Annotated in this window: 7 protein-coding genes and 1 pseudogene; 4 read left to right on the forward strand and 4 right to left on the reverse strand. The window is 71.4% G+C overall.

The window, feature by feature from the left end:
• Positions 1–5 precede the first annotated feature (5 nt).
• Complete coding sequence (locus tag NZH93_RS37255; protein ID WP_259627991.1) at positions 6–9,314, reverse strand: non-ribosomal peptide synthetase; 9,309 nt, start codon at positions 9,312–9,314, stop codon at positions 6–8.
• A 205-nt stretch (positions 9,315–9,519) separates the two neighbouring features.
• On the opposite strand from NZH93_RS37255, the gene NZH93_RS37260 reads away from it, so the two are divergent.
• Together NZH93_RS37260 and NZH93_RS37265 are read left to right on the forward strand one after the other, a co-directional pair.
• Positions 9,520–10,707, forward strand: coding sequence for an SGNH/GDSL hydrolase family protein (locus NZH93_RS37260; protein WP_259627992.1), 1,188 nt, complete (start codon positions 9,520–9,522; stop codon positions 10,705–10,707).
• A 28-nt stretch (positions 10,708–10,735) separates the two neighbouring features.
• The gene (locus tag NZH93_RS37265; RefSeq protein ID WP_259627993.1) at positions 10,736–11,467 is read left to right on the forward strand and encodes a DUF998 domain-containing protein; all 732 of its coding nucleotides are present in this window, start codon (positions 10,736–10,738) and stop codon (positions 11,465–11,467) included.
• Positions 11,468–11,536: 69 nt separating this feature from the next.
• On the opposite strand, the gene NZH93_RS37270 is transcribed toward NZH93_RS37265, so the two are convergent.
• Complete coding sequence (locus NZH93_RS37270) at positions 11,537–11,812, reverse strand: hypothetical protein (RefSeq protein ID WP_259627994.1); 276 nt, start codon at positions 11,810–11,812, stop codon at positions 11,537–11,539.
• Positions 11,813–11,865: 53 nt separating this feature from the next.
• On the opposite strand from NZH93_RS37270, the gene NZH93_RS37275 reads away from it, so the two are divergent.
• The gene (locus NZH93_RS37275; RefSeq protein WP_259627995.1) at positions 11,866–12,714 is read left to right on the forward strand and encodes a MerR family transcriptional regulator; all 849 of its coding nucleotides are present in this window, start codon (positions 11,866–11,868) and stop codon (positions 12,712–12,714) included.
• 76 nt (positions 12,715–12,790) lie between these two features.
• On the opposite strand, the pseudogene NZH93_RS37280 reads toward NZH93_RS37275, so the two are convergent.
• Positions 12,791–13,051, reverse strand: a pseudogene (locus NZH93_RS37280) (MarR family winged helix-turn-helix transcriptional regulator); the annotation flags it as partial.
• A 174-nt stretch (positions 13,052–13,225) separates the two neighbouring features.
• Here NZH93_RS37280 and NZH93_RS37285 point away from each other — a divergent pair.
• Positions 13,226–14,230: a quinone oxidoreductase family protein gene (locus NZH93_RS37285; protein ID WP_259627996.1), complete on the forward strand. Its 1,005-nt coding sequence runs from the start codon at positions 13,226–13,228 to the stop codon at positions 14,228–14,230.
• Between the two features lie 27 nt (positions 14,231–14,257).
• Here the strand turns inward: NZH93_RS37285 and NZH93_RS37290 are convergent, their stop codons facing one another.
• Positions 14,258–15,439 carry a fumarylacetoacetate hydrolase family protein gene (locus NZH93_RS37290; protein WP_259627997.1) on the reverse strand — a complete coding sequence of 394 codons (1,182 nt, stop codon included), beginning with the start codon at positions 15,437–15,439 and terminating at the stop codon, positions 14,258–14,260.
• Positions 15,440–15,467: the final 28 nt, after the last annotated feature.

A 15,467-nucleotide genomic window follows, 5' to 3' on the forward strand; every position in this document is an offset into this window, starting at 1 on the left:
CCGCCTCACAGTTCGTGGTCCACGGTCGCCCGCGACTCCGCGCCGACCCGTTTCGCCATCGCCTCGATGGTCGGGTGGTCGAGCAGCACCGCCACCGGCAGTTCGGTCCGGCCGAGCCGGGCGAACTCGCCCGCGAGCTGGACCAGCGTCAGCGAGGACCCGCCCGCCTCGAAGAATCTCTCCCTGACCCCGATCTCCTCCCGGCCGAGCACGGCGGCCCAGGCGCGGGCCACCAGCCGTTCGGTCTCGGTGCGCGGGGCCAGGTGTTCGCCGCCGTGCACGGTGCCCGCGCGGGGCAGCCTCGCCCGGTCGACCTTGCCCCGCGAGGTCAGCGGTATCCGGTCGATCGTGCTGAACTCGGTGGGCAGCAGTTGCTCGGGCAGGATCGCCGCGAGGTGCTCCCTCAGTTCACCGGCCGACGGGCCGGGGCGGTGGTGCGGCACGACCGAGGCCGTCAGCCGCCGGGCCGCCCCCTCCCCCGTTGCCGCCACCGCCGCCTCGCGGACGCCCGGATGCCGCAGCAGCGCCGCTTCGACCTCTCCCGGCTCGATCCGCACCCCGCGCACCTTCACCTGGCCGTCCGCGCGGCCGACGAAGGACAGCGTCCCGTCCGAGGACCAGCGGGCCAGATCGCCCGTGCGGTAGAGCCGTGCTCCCGGCTCGCCGAAGGGGTCGGCCACGAAGCTCGCCGCGGTCGCGCCGGGCCGGGCGTGGTAGCCGCGGGCGAGTCCGGGACCGCCGAGGTGGATCTCACCTACCGCGCCCAGCGGAACCGGCCGCAGCGCCGAGTCCAGCAGGTGCACCACCGCGCCCTCGATCGGCGTGCCGATCGGAGGACTGTCCACTCCGGACAGCGGTGGGCTCATGGTCGCGCAGATGGTGGCCTCGGTCGGACCGTAGGAATTGAACAACCGGCGCCCGGTCGACCAGCGGGCCGCCAGCCGCGGTGGGAACACCTCACCACCGCAGACCACGGTGATGTCCGGTGGCCACGAGTCGACGGGCAGCACCGCCAGCACCGACGGCGTCATCATCACGTGGGTCACCCCACCGGCGACCACCACGTCCACCAGGTCGGTGACGGGGGTACCCCGCGGCACGAGCACCTGGGTGGCCCCGTTGAACAGCCCGGTGAGCAGTTCCAGGATCGAGGCGTCGAACGCGGGGGAAAGCCAGTGCAGCACCCGGCTGCGCCGGTCGACGCCGAGCGTCCGGCGCATCGAGGCCGCGAGCACCGCCAAACCGCGGTGCGGCACCACCACCGCCTTCGGCCGCCCGGTGGTGCCCGAGGTGTAGATCAGGAAGGCCGCGTCGTCGAGCCGGGACGCGCGGTCGAGCACCGGACCGCCGTCCAGCCGCAGCTCGTCCACCCGCAGCTCCGGCAGGTCCGCGGGCGTGAACGAGCCCGCCGAGCCCCGGTCGGTCAGCACCACGGCCGCGTTCGCGTCCTCGGCCAGCCACCGGAGTCGTTCCCGCGGCTGGGCCGGGTCCAGCGGCAGGCAGGTGCCGCCCGCCTGGAGAACGGCCAGCATCGCGGTGATCGAGTCCACCCCGCGGTCGAGGCAGACGCCCACCACGGACTCGGGGCCGACGCCCAGCGCGCCGAGCCGGTGCGCCAGCCTGCCCGCCCGGTCGTCCAGCTCGCGGAAGGTGAGTTCGGTGCCCGCCGACACCGCCACCGCGTCCGGCACCCGGCGCACCTGGTCGGCGAACAGCTCCGCGGCGGTCCGCGGCCGGGCGGGCTCCAGCGGCGAGCGGCTCCAGGTGCCGATCAGCTCCAGTTCCTCGGGCGGCAGCACCGCGACCGAACGCAGTGGCCGGTCCGGCGCGTCGACCATCGAGGACAACGCGGTGACCAGCCGGGCGGACAGCCGCTCGGCCGTGACGTCGTCGAACAGGTCCACGTCGTAGACCAGCTCGAAGCACAGCGCCGACTCGGGCAGCACGACCAGGCCGAGCGGGAAGTTGGTCGTCTCGGCGCTGTCGACCTCCACCACCCGCGGTCCGTTCCCATCACCGGCGAACGGCTCCTCGGCGTAGTTCTCGAAGGCGATGGCGCTGTCGAACAGGTTCACGCCCGGCGGGACCTCGGTGAACTCCTGGTAGCGGGCGGCCGGGAAGAACCCGTGCTCACGGGCGTCGAGCTGCCCGTCCTGGATCCGCGAGAGCCAGTCGAGCACCGTGGCGCCCGGATCGACGGCGAGCCGCACCGGCAGGGTGTTGATCAGGGGGCCGAAGATCGTCTCGACGCCGGGGAGTTCGGGCGGGCGGAGGGTGACGGTGGTGCCGAAGACCACGTCCTCCAGCTCGTGCGCGCCGCCGTGCCGGGACAGCAGCAACCCCCAGGCCGCCTGGACGATGGTGTGCACCGTCAGCCGGTGCTGGCGGGCGAACTCCCGCAGCCCGGCGGTGCGCTCTTCGGTGAGCCGGAAGGCCTTCTTCGCCACCCGCCGGGTGAGGTGGCCCGGTGCGGGCCGCCGGTCGAACGGCAGCGGGGTCGGCTCGCGCACACCGTCGAGCACCTTGGCCCAGTAGGCCGACGCGGCGTCGTGGTCCTGCGCCGAGAGCCAGTCGCAGTAGTCCCGGAACGGCCGCTGGGGCGGCAGGTCGGGCGTCGCGCCCCGGCTCAGCGCCACCGTGGCGGCGGCGACGCCGGAGACCAGGCGCGCGATGCTCCAGCCGTCGATGAACAGGTGGTGCGTGGTCAGCAGCACCCGCACCTGGCCGTGGGGCAGGCGAGCGACGGCCAGCCGGGTCGGCGGGTCGGCGGCGAGGTCGACGCCGTCGGCCTGGTCGCGGTCCCGCAGGCGCCGCACCTCGTCCCGACGCTGCTCCGCGGAGAGCGCGCGCCAGTCGTACCGGGTCACCGGCAGCTCCGTGCCCCGGTGCACCACCTGCACGGGCTCGGGCAGGCCCGCCCAGTGCACGGTGGTGCGCAGCGCGGGCGCCGCGGCGGCCACCAGCCGCCACGCGGCGACGTACGCGTCCAGGTCGGTCACCCCGTCGACGACCAGCTCGATCCGGCGGACGTAGACGTCCTCGGCGCCGCCCGCCAGCGCGTGGAACAGCATCCCGGCCTGGATCGGGGTGAGCCGGTAGACGTCCTCCACCGCCCGCCCGTCCCCCACCAGCTCGTCCACCGCGAACTGGTCGAGGCGGGCCAGCGGGAAGTCCGAGGGAGTGCGGCCGCCCGCGCCCTCGGCCAGGCAGTGCTCGACGATCTCCCGCAGCGCGGCCGCGGCGCGTTCGGCCAGTCGGCGCACGGTGGCCCCGGACAGGGTGGCGGGGCTGTAGTCCCAGTGCAGCACCAGTTCCCCGGCCACCACGACCGCGGTGACCTCCAGCGGGAACGGCCGCACCTCGTCGGGGTGCGGGCCGTCGGCGACCGGCAACTCTCGCAGGTACAGCTCGTTGGCCGAGTCGGCGAACCGGCCGAGGTAGTTGACGTTGATCTCCGCGCCGTGGCCGCCGTCGAGCGACTGCGTGCCGGACAGGTGGCGCAGCGCGTCGTAGCCCTGCCCGCGGCCGGGGATCTCGCGGAGCTGTTCCTTGACGGACCTCAGCACCGCCCGCCAGTCCCTGGTCCGCGGCAGGTCGAGCGCCACGGGGAACTGCGTGGTGAACCAGCCGACGGTCCGGGACGGATCGGCCTGGCCGACCAGTTGCTCCCGGCCGTGGCTCTCCAGGTTCACCAGCACCCGGTCCTGGCCCGTCCACTCGGCCACCGCCACCGACAGCGCGCTGAGCAGCACGTCGTTCGCCTGGGTCCGGTAGACGCCGGGCACCTGGCGCAGCAGCGCGGTGGTCTCCCCGGCGGTCAGCCGGACGGTGAGGGTCTCGGCACGTCCGTCCACTCCGGACCCGTCCAGCGGCAGCGGCGGCGCGGTGCGCTCGTGCACCCGTTCCCAGTAAGGCAGTTCGTGGTCGAGCGCGCCCGCCGTCGCCTGGTCGCGGAGCAACCGGGACCAGCGCTGGAACGAGGTCGTCCGCGGCCCCAGGTCGACCGCGGCACCGGACGCCGCCTGGGCGCAGGCGGTGCGGAGGTCCTCCAGCAGGATGCGCCACGAGACGCCGTCGACGACGAAGTGGTGCACGGTCAGCAGCAGCCTCGGCGGCCGTGCCGCGCCGAGGTCGAAGTAGTCGGCCAGCAGCAGCGGTCCCTCGGCGAGGTCGAGGTCGGCACGGGCGGTGTCGACCCGCCACGCGAGTTCGGCGTCCGCGTCGTCCACTTCGGACAGGTCGTGGACCCGGAACACCGGAGCGGTTTCGGCGGCGGGGATGTGCTGCCGCCACTCCCCGTCCTGTCTGCGGACGCGGGTGCGCAGCGCGTCGTGGTGCTCGACCAGCGCTCGGACCGCGGTGCGTACCGCGTCCCGCTCGACCTCCGGGGCGAGTTCGAGGTACCGGGACATGGTGAACTGCTCCGGGTGGACGGTGAACAGGTCGAGGAACCACCGCTGGATCGGCGTGAGGTCCACCTCGCCCGAGACGGGACCGTTCTCCACCGCCTCCGCGACGCGTTCGACGGAGAGACCCGCCGCGAGGTCGGCCACCGTCTGCCGTTCGAACACCTCGCGCGAGGACAGCCGCAGACCGGCCCGGTTGGCAGCCGCGGCCACCCGGATGCTCAGGATCGAGTCGCCGCCCAGTTCGAAGAAGTTGTCGTCGACGCCGACGCGCTCCACGCCGAGCACCTCGCCGAACACCCGCGCGAGCAGGGACTCACCGGGGGTGCGGGGAGCGCGGTACTCGGTCCCGGACCTCGCCTCCGGTGCGGGCAGTGCCCGCTGGTCAAGCTTCCCGTTCACGGTCAACGGCACCTCGTCGATCGCGACGAACACCGAGGGCACCATGAACCCCGGCAGCACCAGAGCGGTGTGCCGCCGCAACTCCTCGGCCGCCGGGACCGTGGCGCCGCTGCCCGCCACCACGTAGGCGATCAGCCGTCCACCGCGATCGGCGACCACCGCCGCCTCGGTGATCGCGGGGTGCCGGGACAGCACCGCCTCGATCTCGGCGGGCTCCACCCGGAAGCCCCGCGTCTTGACCTGGCGATCGACCCGGCCGCGGAACTCCAGGGCCCCGTTCGCCAGGCGGCGGGCCAGGTCCCCGGTGCGGTACATCCGGGCACCGGGAGGGCCGAACGGATCGGCCACGAACCTCTCGGCGGTCAGGCCGGGACGTCCGAGGTACCCGCGGCCCACTCCCGAGCCACCGAGGTACAGCTCGCCCTCGACACCCGGCGGCACCGGGCGCAGGTACCTGTCGAGCACGTGGGCCCGGTTGCCCGCGATGGGCGTGCCGATCGGCATCGAGGCACCTGGCCCCGGATCAGCGGCACGGGGCAGCACCAGACCGGTGGCGTGCAGGGTGGTCTCAGCAGGGCCGTAGAAATTGGCGAAACCGGCGTGCGGCAGCCACCTGCGGGCCAGGTCGGCCGGGCACAGCTCGCCGCCCGCGACCACCAGCTCCACCCCCGGCACCGACTTCGGGTCCACTATGGACAGCAAGGCGGGCGGCAGTGCGAGCAGGGTGATCCGGTCGCGGCGGACCTGTTCTTCCAGCGTCAGCGTGCCGTCCCGCTCCCCCGCCTCGCTCAGGCAGACGGTCGCCCCGGACAGCAAGGGCGTCAGCACCTGGAACAGCCCGAAGTCGAAGGTGACCGGCGAGTGCAGCAGCATCCGCGTGCCGGGGCCGACAGCGAGGTTGACCCGCATGTCCGCGACGCAGTTGACCAGCGAGCCGTGCCGGACCATCACCGACTTCGGTACGCCGGTGGAGCCCGAGGTGTACTCGACGTAGGCCAGGTTGTCCGGCCGCGGAACGACTTCCCGACGCCGAGGCGCGACCGGCTGGTCGCCGTCCACCCGGATCACGGACGTCCCGGCGGGCAGCCGGTCCACACCCGCCGCGTCCGCGAGCACCGGGGACGCGCCGGAATCGGCCAGCAGGGAAGCGATGCGGTCCGCGGGGTGCTCCGGGTCGATCGGCACCAGCGTCCCACCCGCCTTGAGCACCGCGAGCAGGCTCACGACCAGGTCCACCCCGCGCGGCAGGCAAACACCCACCAGGGTTTCCGCGCCCACACCGCATTCGGCCAGTCGGTCGGCGAGCGCTTCCACCCGTCGGGCCAACTGCCCGTAGGTCAGCTCGATCGCTCCGGCCACCGCGACCTCGGCGTGGTGACGACGGACGACCTCGGCGAACAGGACCGGCGCCACCGGCAGCGACGGCCCGGCGGCGGGCTCGTGCACCACCGGCGCGGCCTGCGTCATCGTCCGCAGTGGACGGTCCGGTTCCTGGGTAACGGCCGAGAGCACGTCGACGAGCTGCGCGGTGTGCCGTTCGACGGTGCTCGCGTTGTAGAGGTCGGTGCTGTAGGTGACGACGATCCGCAACCGGTCGCCGATCAGCCGGAACTCGGTGACGAGGTCGAAGGTCGCCGTGGTGATCGGCAGGTCGACCTCCTCGGCGGACAGTCCGGGGAAGTCGCGCTGCCGGGCCGGTGCGTTCTGCAACACCACCATGGTCCGGACCAGCGGAAGGCCGGTGAGGTCCCGTTTCGGCGCGAGCGCCTTGACCACCTGCTCGAACGGCACGTCCGCGTGGTCCATCGCCTCCAGGACCGTTTCCCGCGTGTCCGCCACCAGATCGGCGAAACCCAGCTCCTCGTCCACGGTCGACCTGATCACCAGGGTGCCGACGAAGAACCCGGCCACGCCCGCGACCTCGGCCTGTCCCCGCCCGGACTCCACGGTGCCGACCGCCACGTCCTGGTCACCCGCAATCCGGGAGTGCACCAACTGGCAGGCAGTGAGCAGCGTGGTGAACAGCGTGACCCGCCGCGCCCTGGCGAACTCGACCACACGTGCGGTCACCTCGGCCGAGAGGTGGACCTCGTGCGCCGCGCCCGCCATCGAACGGCGGGCGGGCCGAGGACGGTCCGCGGGCAGCTCGAACGGCCGCAGCCCCGCGAGCTTCCCACGCCAGAAGGAGAGCTGCCGCTCCTCGACCTCGGGCGTGAGCCGTTCCCGTTGCCAGCGGGCGAAGTCCGCGTACCGCAGGGGCAACGGCGCGAGCCGGGACGGGTCTCCCGAGACTGCGGCGCGGTAAAGCTCCGCCAACTCGGACAACAGGATCTCGTTGGTCCAGTCGTCGGTCAGCAGGTGGTGCATGATGACCACCAGCACGTGGTCCCGCTGCCCCAACCGCGCCAGCACCAGCCGCAACGGTGGTCGTTCCGCCAGGTCGAAGACGACGGCGATTTCGGTGCGCAGCAGGGCATCGAGCGCCGCGTGCTGATCGGGCAGATCAACCGGTTCAAGTTCCACCGGAGCCGACGGGTGTACCACCTGCACCGGCTCGTCCCCCTGGACGTGAAAACTCGTGCGGAGGATCTCGTGCCGCTCCACCAGCGCGGTCAACGCCGACCGCAGCGCTCCCACATCCAGATCACCCCGCAACCTCAAGGCCTTGGGGAGGTTGTGCTCCGCACCAGGCGAATGCGTGTGCAGGAACCAGAGCCGCCGCTGAGCGAAAGACAGGGGTAACTGGTCCTCCGACCCGACGTCTCGAACCCGCACCCCGGCGTCCGGAAGCGTCGGCGACACCGCAAGCTCAGCCACCGTCGGCCGATCGAACAGCGCCCGATAGGGCCACACCACCCCCAACCGCGCCCTGGCCAGCGCGGCCACCTGGATGCCAAGGATGGAATCCCCGCCCAGGTCGAAGAAGTTGTCGTCGACCCCGACCCGCTCGACCTCCAGCACCTCCCGCCAGATCCCCACCAGCACCCGTTCCGCCTCCGTGCGCGGCTCGGTGACGGCGGGCACCTGCGGCGGCGGGGGCAGCGCCCGACGGTCGACCTTGCCACCGGGCAACGTCGGAAACCGTTCCAGCGCAACGAACGCCGTCGGCACCAGGTGTTCCGGCAACCTGGCAGCGAGGAAGTCGCGTAACTCCTCCCTCGCGGGTGTCCGCCCACCCGCCGGGACGAAGTACCCGACCAACCTCCGACGGCCCGGCTCCTCGGGCACACCCACCACCGCCCGCTCCACCGCGGCATGACGAGCGAGCACACCCTCGACCTCAGCGGGCTCGATCCGAAAGCCCCGAACCTTGAGCTGGTCGTCCGACCGTCCCAGGTGCTCCAGGACACCGTCATCCCGACGCCTGACCAGGTCCCCGGTCCGGTACATGGTCCGACCAGGCACGAACGGGTCGGCCACGAAGCGGGACGCCGTCAGCCCTGGCCGCCCGTGGTAACCACGCGAGACACCGTCCCCACCGATGTACAACTCCCCCACCGCGACCGGCTCCAAGCGGTCGTCCAGCACGTGGAGCACAGTCCCAGGAATCGGCCGTCCGATCGGCACGAACGCCACCTCACGCCAGGACTCCACCGCCCCCAACTCCAGCCGGAACACACAGGAGTCCGCCGTGGTCTCCGTAGTCCCGAAGGCGTTCACCAACTCGGTCCCCGGCCCCAACAGCGCCAGCAAATCCCGACCGTCCTGCGCGGGCCACGCCTCGGCACCGACCGACAACAACTCCAACGGCGGCGCACCACCCCGCCGTACAGCCTCCCGACCCAACGCCTTCGCCAGTGACGGCAACATCTCCAACGCCGTCCCACCAGTGCGTTCGACGAGATCGAGCAGCAGCACCGGATCGGTGATCGCCTCCTGCGGCGCCAGAACCATCGTCCCGCCGCGCAAAGCGGACCGCGCGAAGTCGGCGAAGAACAGATCGGTGGTGAAGCTGGTGATCGAGACGAACCGCAGCGGCCGCTCAAGCAGGCGGTACAGCTCCGCCCAGACGTCGCACACGTAGGCCAACTGGCGGTGCTCGACGGTGACACCCTTCGGCCTGCCGGTAGATCCCGAGGTGTACATGACGTAGGCGGCCGACGCCGGATCAACCCAACGCTCCGGCAGCACCGGAACCGACTCGTCCACCTCGGCCCGCACCACCACACGGTCCCCAAAACCGCCCGACAACGACGAATCCGACACCACCACCCGCGCGCCCGAGTCGTCGAGCACCCACCGCAGCCGCTCGGCGGGCTGAGCAACGTCCAACGGCACAAAAGCAGCCCCGGCTCGCAACACGGCGAGCAGCCCGACCACCATCGCCGGACCACGCTCCAGGTGCAGCGCCACCACCACTCCCGGCCCGGCACCGCTTTCGACCAGCGCCCACGCCAACCGCGCCGACCCGGCGTCCAGGTCCGCGAAGGTCAGGCTGGTCTCACCGCAGACCACCGCAACGGCATCCGGCGTACGGGAAGCCTGAGCAGCGAACAACTCGATCACCGTCGGTCTCCGCATCAGCCCTCCGGTCGTCCGCTGGTCGAAGAAGATCAGCTTGGCGATCCGCTCTCTAGATCGCCTATACGTTCGGGTCCGGCGGTGAGGTTCCCCGTCAGATCCGCGACCGTGTCAGAGCCGTGTCAGTCCCCTGTGAGCGGCAGCCACGAGCCTTCGCCCGTCGCACCACCACGGACAACGGAGGCAGAAGATGACCGACACCACCAACTGGGTCCGGACCTGGGGCGCCTCGCCCCAGGCGGCCCACGACGGGCTCGGCTCGCTCGACCACTACCCGCCCCTCGCCGACGTCACCCTGCGCCAGGTCGTGCGCCTCAGCGGCGGCGGACGCCGACTGCGCGTCCGCCTCACCAACGAGTTCGGGACCGTGCCCTTCACGATCAGCGCGGCCCGCGTCGGCATCGCCACGCCCGGCGGCGGCGTGCAACCGGGCAGCGAGCGCGTGCTGTCCTTCGCCGGCGCTCCGACGGTCACCGTCCCCGCGGGTGCCCCGGTCCTCAGCGATCCGGTCGACCTGCCCCTGCCCGCCCTCGCCAAGCTGTCCATCAGCCTCTACCTGCCGGGCGGTGTGGAGACCTGCACCTGCCACGATCCCGCCCTGGACACCGGCTGGACCATCCCCGGCGACGCCGTCGCCGCCACCACGCTGCCGGACAACGCCGAAGTCCTGCCCGTGCGGGCCCTCATCTCCGCGGTCGAACTGCTCCCCGACACCCCGGCCAAGACCATCGTCGTGCTCGGCGACTCCCGCACCGACGGCGCGGGCTCCAGCCCGGACACCAACCAGAGCTGGCCGGAACTGCTGGCCGCGCGGCTCGCCGAGCGGGGAACGACCGGCTACGTCTCCAACCAGGGCATCAGCGGAAACCGGATGCTCAACGACGGCATCGGCACCGGCGCCCTGGCCCGGTTCGACCGGGACGTGCTGGCGACCCCCGGCCTCGGGTACGTCGTGCTCTCCGTGGGAGGCAACGACATCGCCATCTCCTGCGCCTCGCGCAACGGCGAGGGCCCGATGGCCGACTTCCTGAAGATGTTCCCCGGCGACCCGGTGACGGTGGACGACGTCATCGCGGGCCACCGCCAGATGGTCGCCCGCGCGCACGACCGCGGTGTGCGGGTCTACGCCACCACGATGGCCCCGTTCGGAGGCGCGGACATCTACACGCCGGAAGGCGAGACCGCGCGCCAGGCCCTCAACGACTGGATCCGCACCGGCGGTGCCTTCGACGCGGTGCTGGACTTCGACGCCGTCTGGGCCGACCCGGACCACCCCGCCCGGATCAGGGACGACTTCCACGCGGGTGACCACCTGCACGGCAGCGACGCGGGGTACCAGGCCCTCGCCGACTCCGTGGACCTGTCGCTGTTCGCCTGAGCCACCGCCCCCACTTCCCGAGGACATCATGACTGACACCACGCTCGAAACCCCTGCCCAGCAACGACTTCCGCGCCCGCGGAACCGCGCGGCGGGCGCTGTCCTCATCGCAGGCAGCGGCGTCTACTTCACCGGCGAGTTCATCACCGCCGCCGCGTGGACCGACCCGCCCTACAGCTACACCTACCACTTCATCAGCAACCTCGGCGTCCGCGGCCCGGTGACCGCCGTCGGCCAGTTCATGTACTCCCCACTGGCCTCGGTGATGAACACCGGCTTCATCCTTTTCGGACTGATCACCATGGTCGGCGTCATCCTGCTGAGGGGACTGCCCGCCGGACGTCGTGTGCCCGCCATCGTGCTGGGCGTGCTGCTCGGCGCGGGCGGGATCATGCTGGGGCTCTACCCCGGATCCGCCGAGAACGCCGCCAACGGCGCGCCCGACTTCCACGCGCTGGGTGCCGCCATGGCGTTCATCAGCGGCAACGTGCTGGCCATCCTCATCGGCAGGTCCCACCACCTCCTCGGCTTCTCCCGAGGCCTCGGGAAAGCACTGGTGCTCTCCGGCCTGCTCGGCTTCGTGTCACTGATCGGCTACGGCACCATCCTCGCCAACGGCACCAGCCCCGTCGTCGGTCTGGTCGAACGCGGCATCGTCGACCCGTTCCTGATCGGCTTGATGGTCGTGGGAGCAGCACTGCTGCGCCAACGCCAGGCCCCGGCCGGAGCCGGCGCGCTGGAGGAGATCGGCGTGGCGTGACCGACGAGCCGCCCGCGGTGCCCAGCGCCGCGGGCAAGGCCGGCTTCCCGTGACTTTCGGTATTGGGGGCTACGGGTGTCTTGCGCTCAGGAGTCGTTCCAGCTCCGTCTCGGCGTCGCTGCTGCCCGCGTCGGAAAGTCTCTGGAGTTCACGCAGGTCGCGGTTCTCCACGGCCCGACGGGTCAGCAATCGGCCGGCGTGCTCACTGCCCTCGTCCAGCAGTTCGGAGAGCTGGTCCAGGTCGCCGCGGTCGTCGGCAAGATCGACCAGCCGGTCCAGCGCGGTCTCGTTGCCCTCGTCCGCGAGTGCGCGGAGGGTGTCTTCGTCGAAGTCGTGTTCAGCCATGCGAACATCCTGCGACCTTGCCCCTGGGACAAGGTCAAGCACGATAATGGAGCATGCTGACCATCGGGCAACTCGCAGGCCATGCCGGCGTGTCGACCAAGGCCATCCGCGTCTACCACGCCAAGGGCCTGCTGCCCGAGCCGGAACGGGACGCCTCCGGATACCGTCGGTACGACGCGCAGGCGATCATCGACCTGGCCCGCATCGTCACCCTCGCCCAGGCGGGGGTTCCGCTGGCCCGCATCCCCGACGTGCTGAACACCGACGCGGACGAGGCGGCGGAACAGATCGATCGGATCGACGCCGAGTTGCGCGCACGCATCCGCCAGCTCAACCAACGCCGGACCCGGCTGCGCCAACTCGACCAGCCTGATCGACTCTGCCTGCCACCCGAGGCCGTCGAGTACATGACCCGCCTCCGCGCGCTCGGCCTGTCCGAACGCCACGAGCACGCGATCCGCGACGGCTGGATCCTCGCCTGCGCCTTGGCCCCGGACATCACCCGGACCATCCTGACCTCACGCACCGCCCTGCTGGACGACCCGGACTACGTCGCGGTGCTCCGCGGCTACGACGCCGCCATCGACTGGAGCCCCGACGACCCCCGCCTCGACGCGTTCGCCGACGCGGCGGCCGATCTCGCCCAGCGCATGACGCTGCCGTCTGATCTACCGGACTTCAACGACGTGCCGCGCGAAGTCGTCGAACTCCTCGCCGGTCACCTCGGAATCGACAGCCCCGCCTGGCAACGCCTCGACCAACTCGTCACCCAACGACTCACGACAACCGCGCCTCCACGTTCAGATCGTTCACCGATTGCTTCCGGCGGTTGCGGGCGGCCACCAGTGACTGCTCCAGGCGAGTCGCGAAGTCGGTGTAATCGGCCAACTGGCCGTCGGTGAGGGCGTCGGCCATTGCGGCCTCGACGGTCGACCACAGTTCGATGATTCCGGGGCGCAGCGCCAGGCCTTTGTCGGTGACGTAGACGTTCATGGCGCGTTTGTCGTGGTCGGCTGGGCGTCGGGTCAGCAGGCCCGCCTGCTCCATGCGTCGGATGCTGCGCGAGATGGTGGAGTGGTCGAGCCGGATGGCCTGCTGGAGGTCGGTCTGGGTTTGGCCGTCCTGGTCGTAGAGCTGCATGAGGATCAACTCCTGCCCAGGGTAGAGCCCCAACTCGAGCAGCATGTCGTTGCCGAAGTTGTGCAGCGCCCGCCAGAGCGTGAGGGTGCTGAAGCTCATGGGTGCCAGTGAGGACAGGGCCGATCGGTGCCTGGGCGGCTCGGTGTTGTCGCCAGTAGCCACAAGCACCCTCCTTCGTGATGACTGTCACTTGCGTTGCGTGGCCGGCCACGCAACTATGTGTCCAGCCACCTAATTAGGTGGCTGGACACGTAGTATAGGAAGTCGAGTCTGATGAAGGCGATCCAGATCAGCGAGACCGGCTCGCTCGACGTGTTGCACCTGGTCGAGCTCCCGGACCCGCAGCCAGGACCGGGCGAGGTAGTGATCCGCGTGGAGGCCGCGGGCGTGAACTTCATGGACATCATGCGGCGCAAGGGCGTGCCCTTCGATCTTCCGACGCCGCTGCCGTTCGTCCCCGGCGGGGAGGCGGCCGGTACCGTCGTCGCGCTCGGTGACGGAGTCGAGAACGCGGCCGTGGGTGACCGGGTCTTCGGAGCGGTCGGTCCGCTGATGAACGGTGGTTACGCCGAACTGGCCGTCGCGAACGCCGCCGGGCTCTTCCAGGTTCCTCCCGGCATGGACGTCGGACGCGCGGCCGGCCTGACCGGCGTCGCCGTGCCCGCGGCCGTCATGCTGATCGGCGCGGCCCGGCTCGAGGCGGGCGAAACCCTGTTCGTGCCTGCGGCGGCGGGCGGCCTCGGCGGGTACGCGGTGCAGATCGGCAAGGCCCTCGGCGCGACCGTCATCGCAGGCGCCAGCACCGCGGAGAAGAGGCAGATCGCCGTCGAACTAGGCGCTGACCACACCGTGGACTACCGCGAACCCGGCTGGACGGACGAGGTCAAGCGGCTCACCGACGGCCGAGGCGTCGACGTCGCCCTCGAGACGATCGGCCCGGACCACGCGGGCGAGACGCTCTCCGCCCTGGCGCCTTTCGGCCGGATGATCACGTACGGCACCATCGGCGACCAGAGCCGCCCGATTCCGTCCGCGGCGATGACGTCCTCGTTCTTCAACCCCGCTCCGGGTCACGCGCTGATCGGTTTCAACGTCGGCTACTGGTTCACCGAGCGCCCCCAGGAGGCGGGCGCCGCCGCCGCGCGACTGATGGGCTGGCTGGCCGACGGCACGGTCACCGGCCCGCGCGTCACCAGCCTCCCGCTGAGCGAAGCCGCCTCCGCACAGGCCCTGCTGGAGCAGGGAACGAACATCGGCCGGGTCGTTCTCGTTCCCTGACAACCGTTGCCTACGCGACGCGCGGGCTCATCGGGCACCACCCGGAGCACCGAGGAGTCCGCGCGCGGCCAGGTTCCGCATGAGTGCCCTGACCCCGGACGTCCAGGGCGTGGCGTCCTCGCTCTTGACCACCGTGTTCGCCAGCAGACCGAGGTCGGGCGACTCGATGGCGACGACGTCTCCGACGTGGTGGGTGAAGCCCATGCCCTGCTCCCCCCGGTCCATCGCCGGGGCGAACGAGGTCCCGGTGAACAGCACGAACCCGTCGGGGTACTGGTGGTGGCGTCCGCAGGTGGCCGCCAGCAGTTCGGGGAGCGGGCGGCTGATGTCCGCGAGGCGTCCCACGTGGTCGGCCTCGAACCCGTCCTCGCCGGTGACCCGCGTCGTGATGGTCGTCTTCGCGACATCCGCGAGGCCGAAACCCGCGTCGAACAGGCGGATGAACGGACCGATCGCGCAGGAGGCGTTGTTGTCCTTCGCCTTGCCCAGCAGCAACGCGCTGCGCCCTTCGTAGTCACGCAGGTTCACGTCGTTCCCGAGGGTCGCGCCGACCGCGGTGCCGTTCGGATCCGCGACGAGGACCAGTTCGGGCTCGGGGTTGTTCCAGGAGGATCCCGACAGCACTCCGACGTCCGCGCCGACCCCCACCGCCGACAGGACGGGAGCCTTGGTGAAGATCTCCGGATCGGGTCCGATGCCGACCTCGAGGTACTGCGACCACAGGCCCTGCTCGACCAGCGCCCGCTTGACCTCCGCGGCCTCGGGGCTGCCGGGCGTGACGGCGAGGGCCGTACCCACGATGTCGTGCAGGGCCGCGCGGATGCCGTCCGCCCGCGCGGCGTCCCCCGCAACCCGTTCTTCGATGACCCGCTCGAGCATGCTGTTGACGAAGGTCACCCCCGCCGCCTTGATCACCTGGAGGTCGTTGGGAGCCAGCAGGTAAGCGCTCCCCCGGCCGCCGGACAGAGTCGAGTGGACGACGTCGCGGAGGTTCCAAGTCCGCCCCTCCGCACGGCGCGCGACGTCCAGGACGTCCGACCGGGCCAGCAGATCGGCGGAGGTCGGCCCGTGCGGGGTGATGTCGACGAGTTCGTCGCCCCGTCTGACGACCAGGCACGGCCCGTCCGCGTCGGGGTCGAAGACCCGTCCGACGAGCACCGCGGCCGGATCGGCGAGAACCACCCGGTCCGCCAACTGGTTGAGGGTCACTGGTACTCCATAAGGCCGATCACCTGAT

Source organism: Umezawaea endophytica (genome assembly GCF_025061645.1).
Classification (GTDB): domain Bacteria; phylum Actinomycetota; class Actinomycetes; order Mycobacteriales; family Pseudonocardiaceae; genus Umezawaea; species Umezawaea endophytica.

Excerpts from the sequence above, each read along its gene's own strand:
- NZH93_RS37260 (WP_259627992.1), top strand. The coding sequence starts at position 9,520 with ATGACCGACACCACCAACTGGGTCCGGACCTGGGGCGCCTCGCCCCAG.
- NZH93_RS37265 (WP_259627993.1), top strand. The coding sequence starts at position 10,736 with ATGACTGACACCACGCTCGAAACCCCTGCCCAGCAACGACTTCCGCGC.
- NZH93_RS37270 (WP_259627994.1), bottom strand. The coding sequence starts at position 11,812 with ATGGCTGAACACGACTTCGACGAAGACACCCTCCGCGCACTCGCGGAC.
- NZH93_RS37275 (WP_259627995.1), top strand. The coding sequence starts at position 11,866 with ATGCTGACCATCGGGCAACTCGCAGGCCATGCCGGCGTGTCGACCAAG.
- NZH93_RS37285 (WP_259627996.1), top strand. The coding sequence starts at position 13,226 with ATGAAGGCGATCCAGATCAGCGAGACCGGCTCGCTCGACGTGTTGCAC.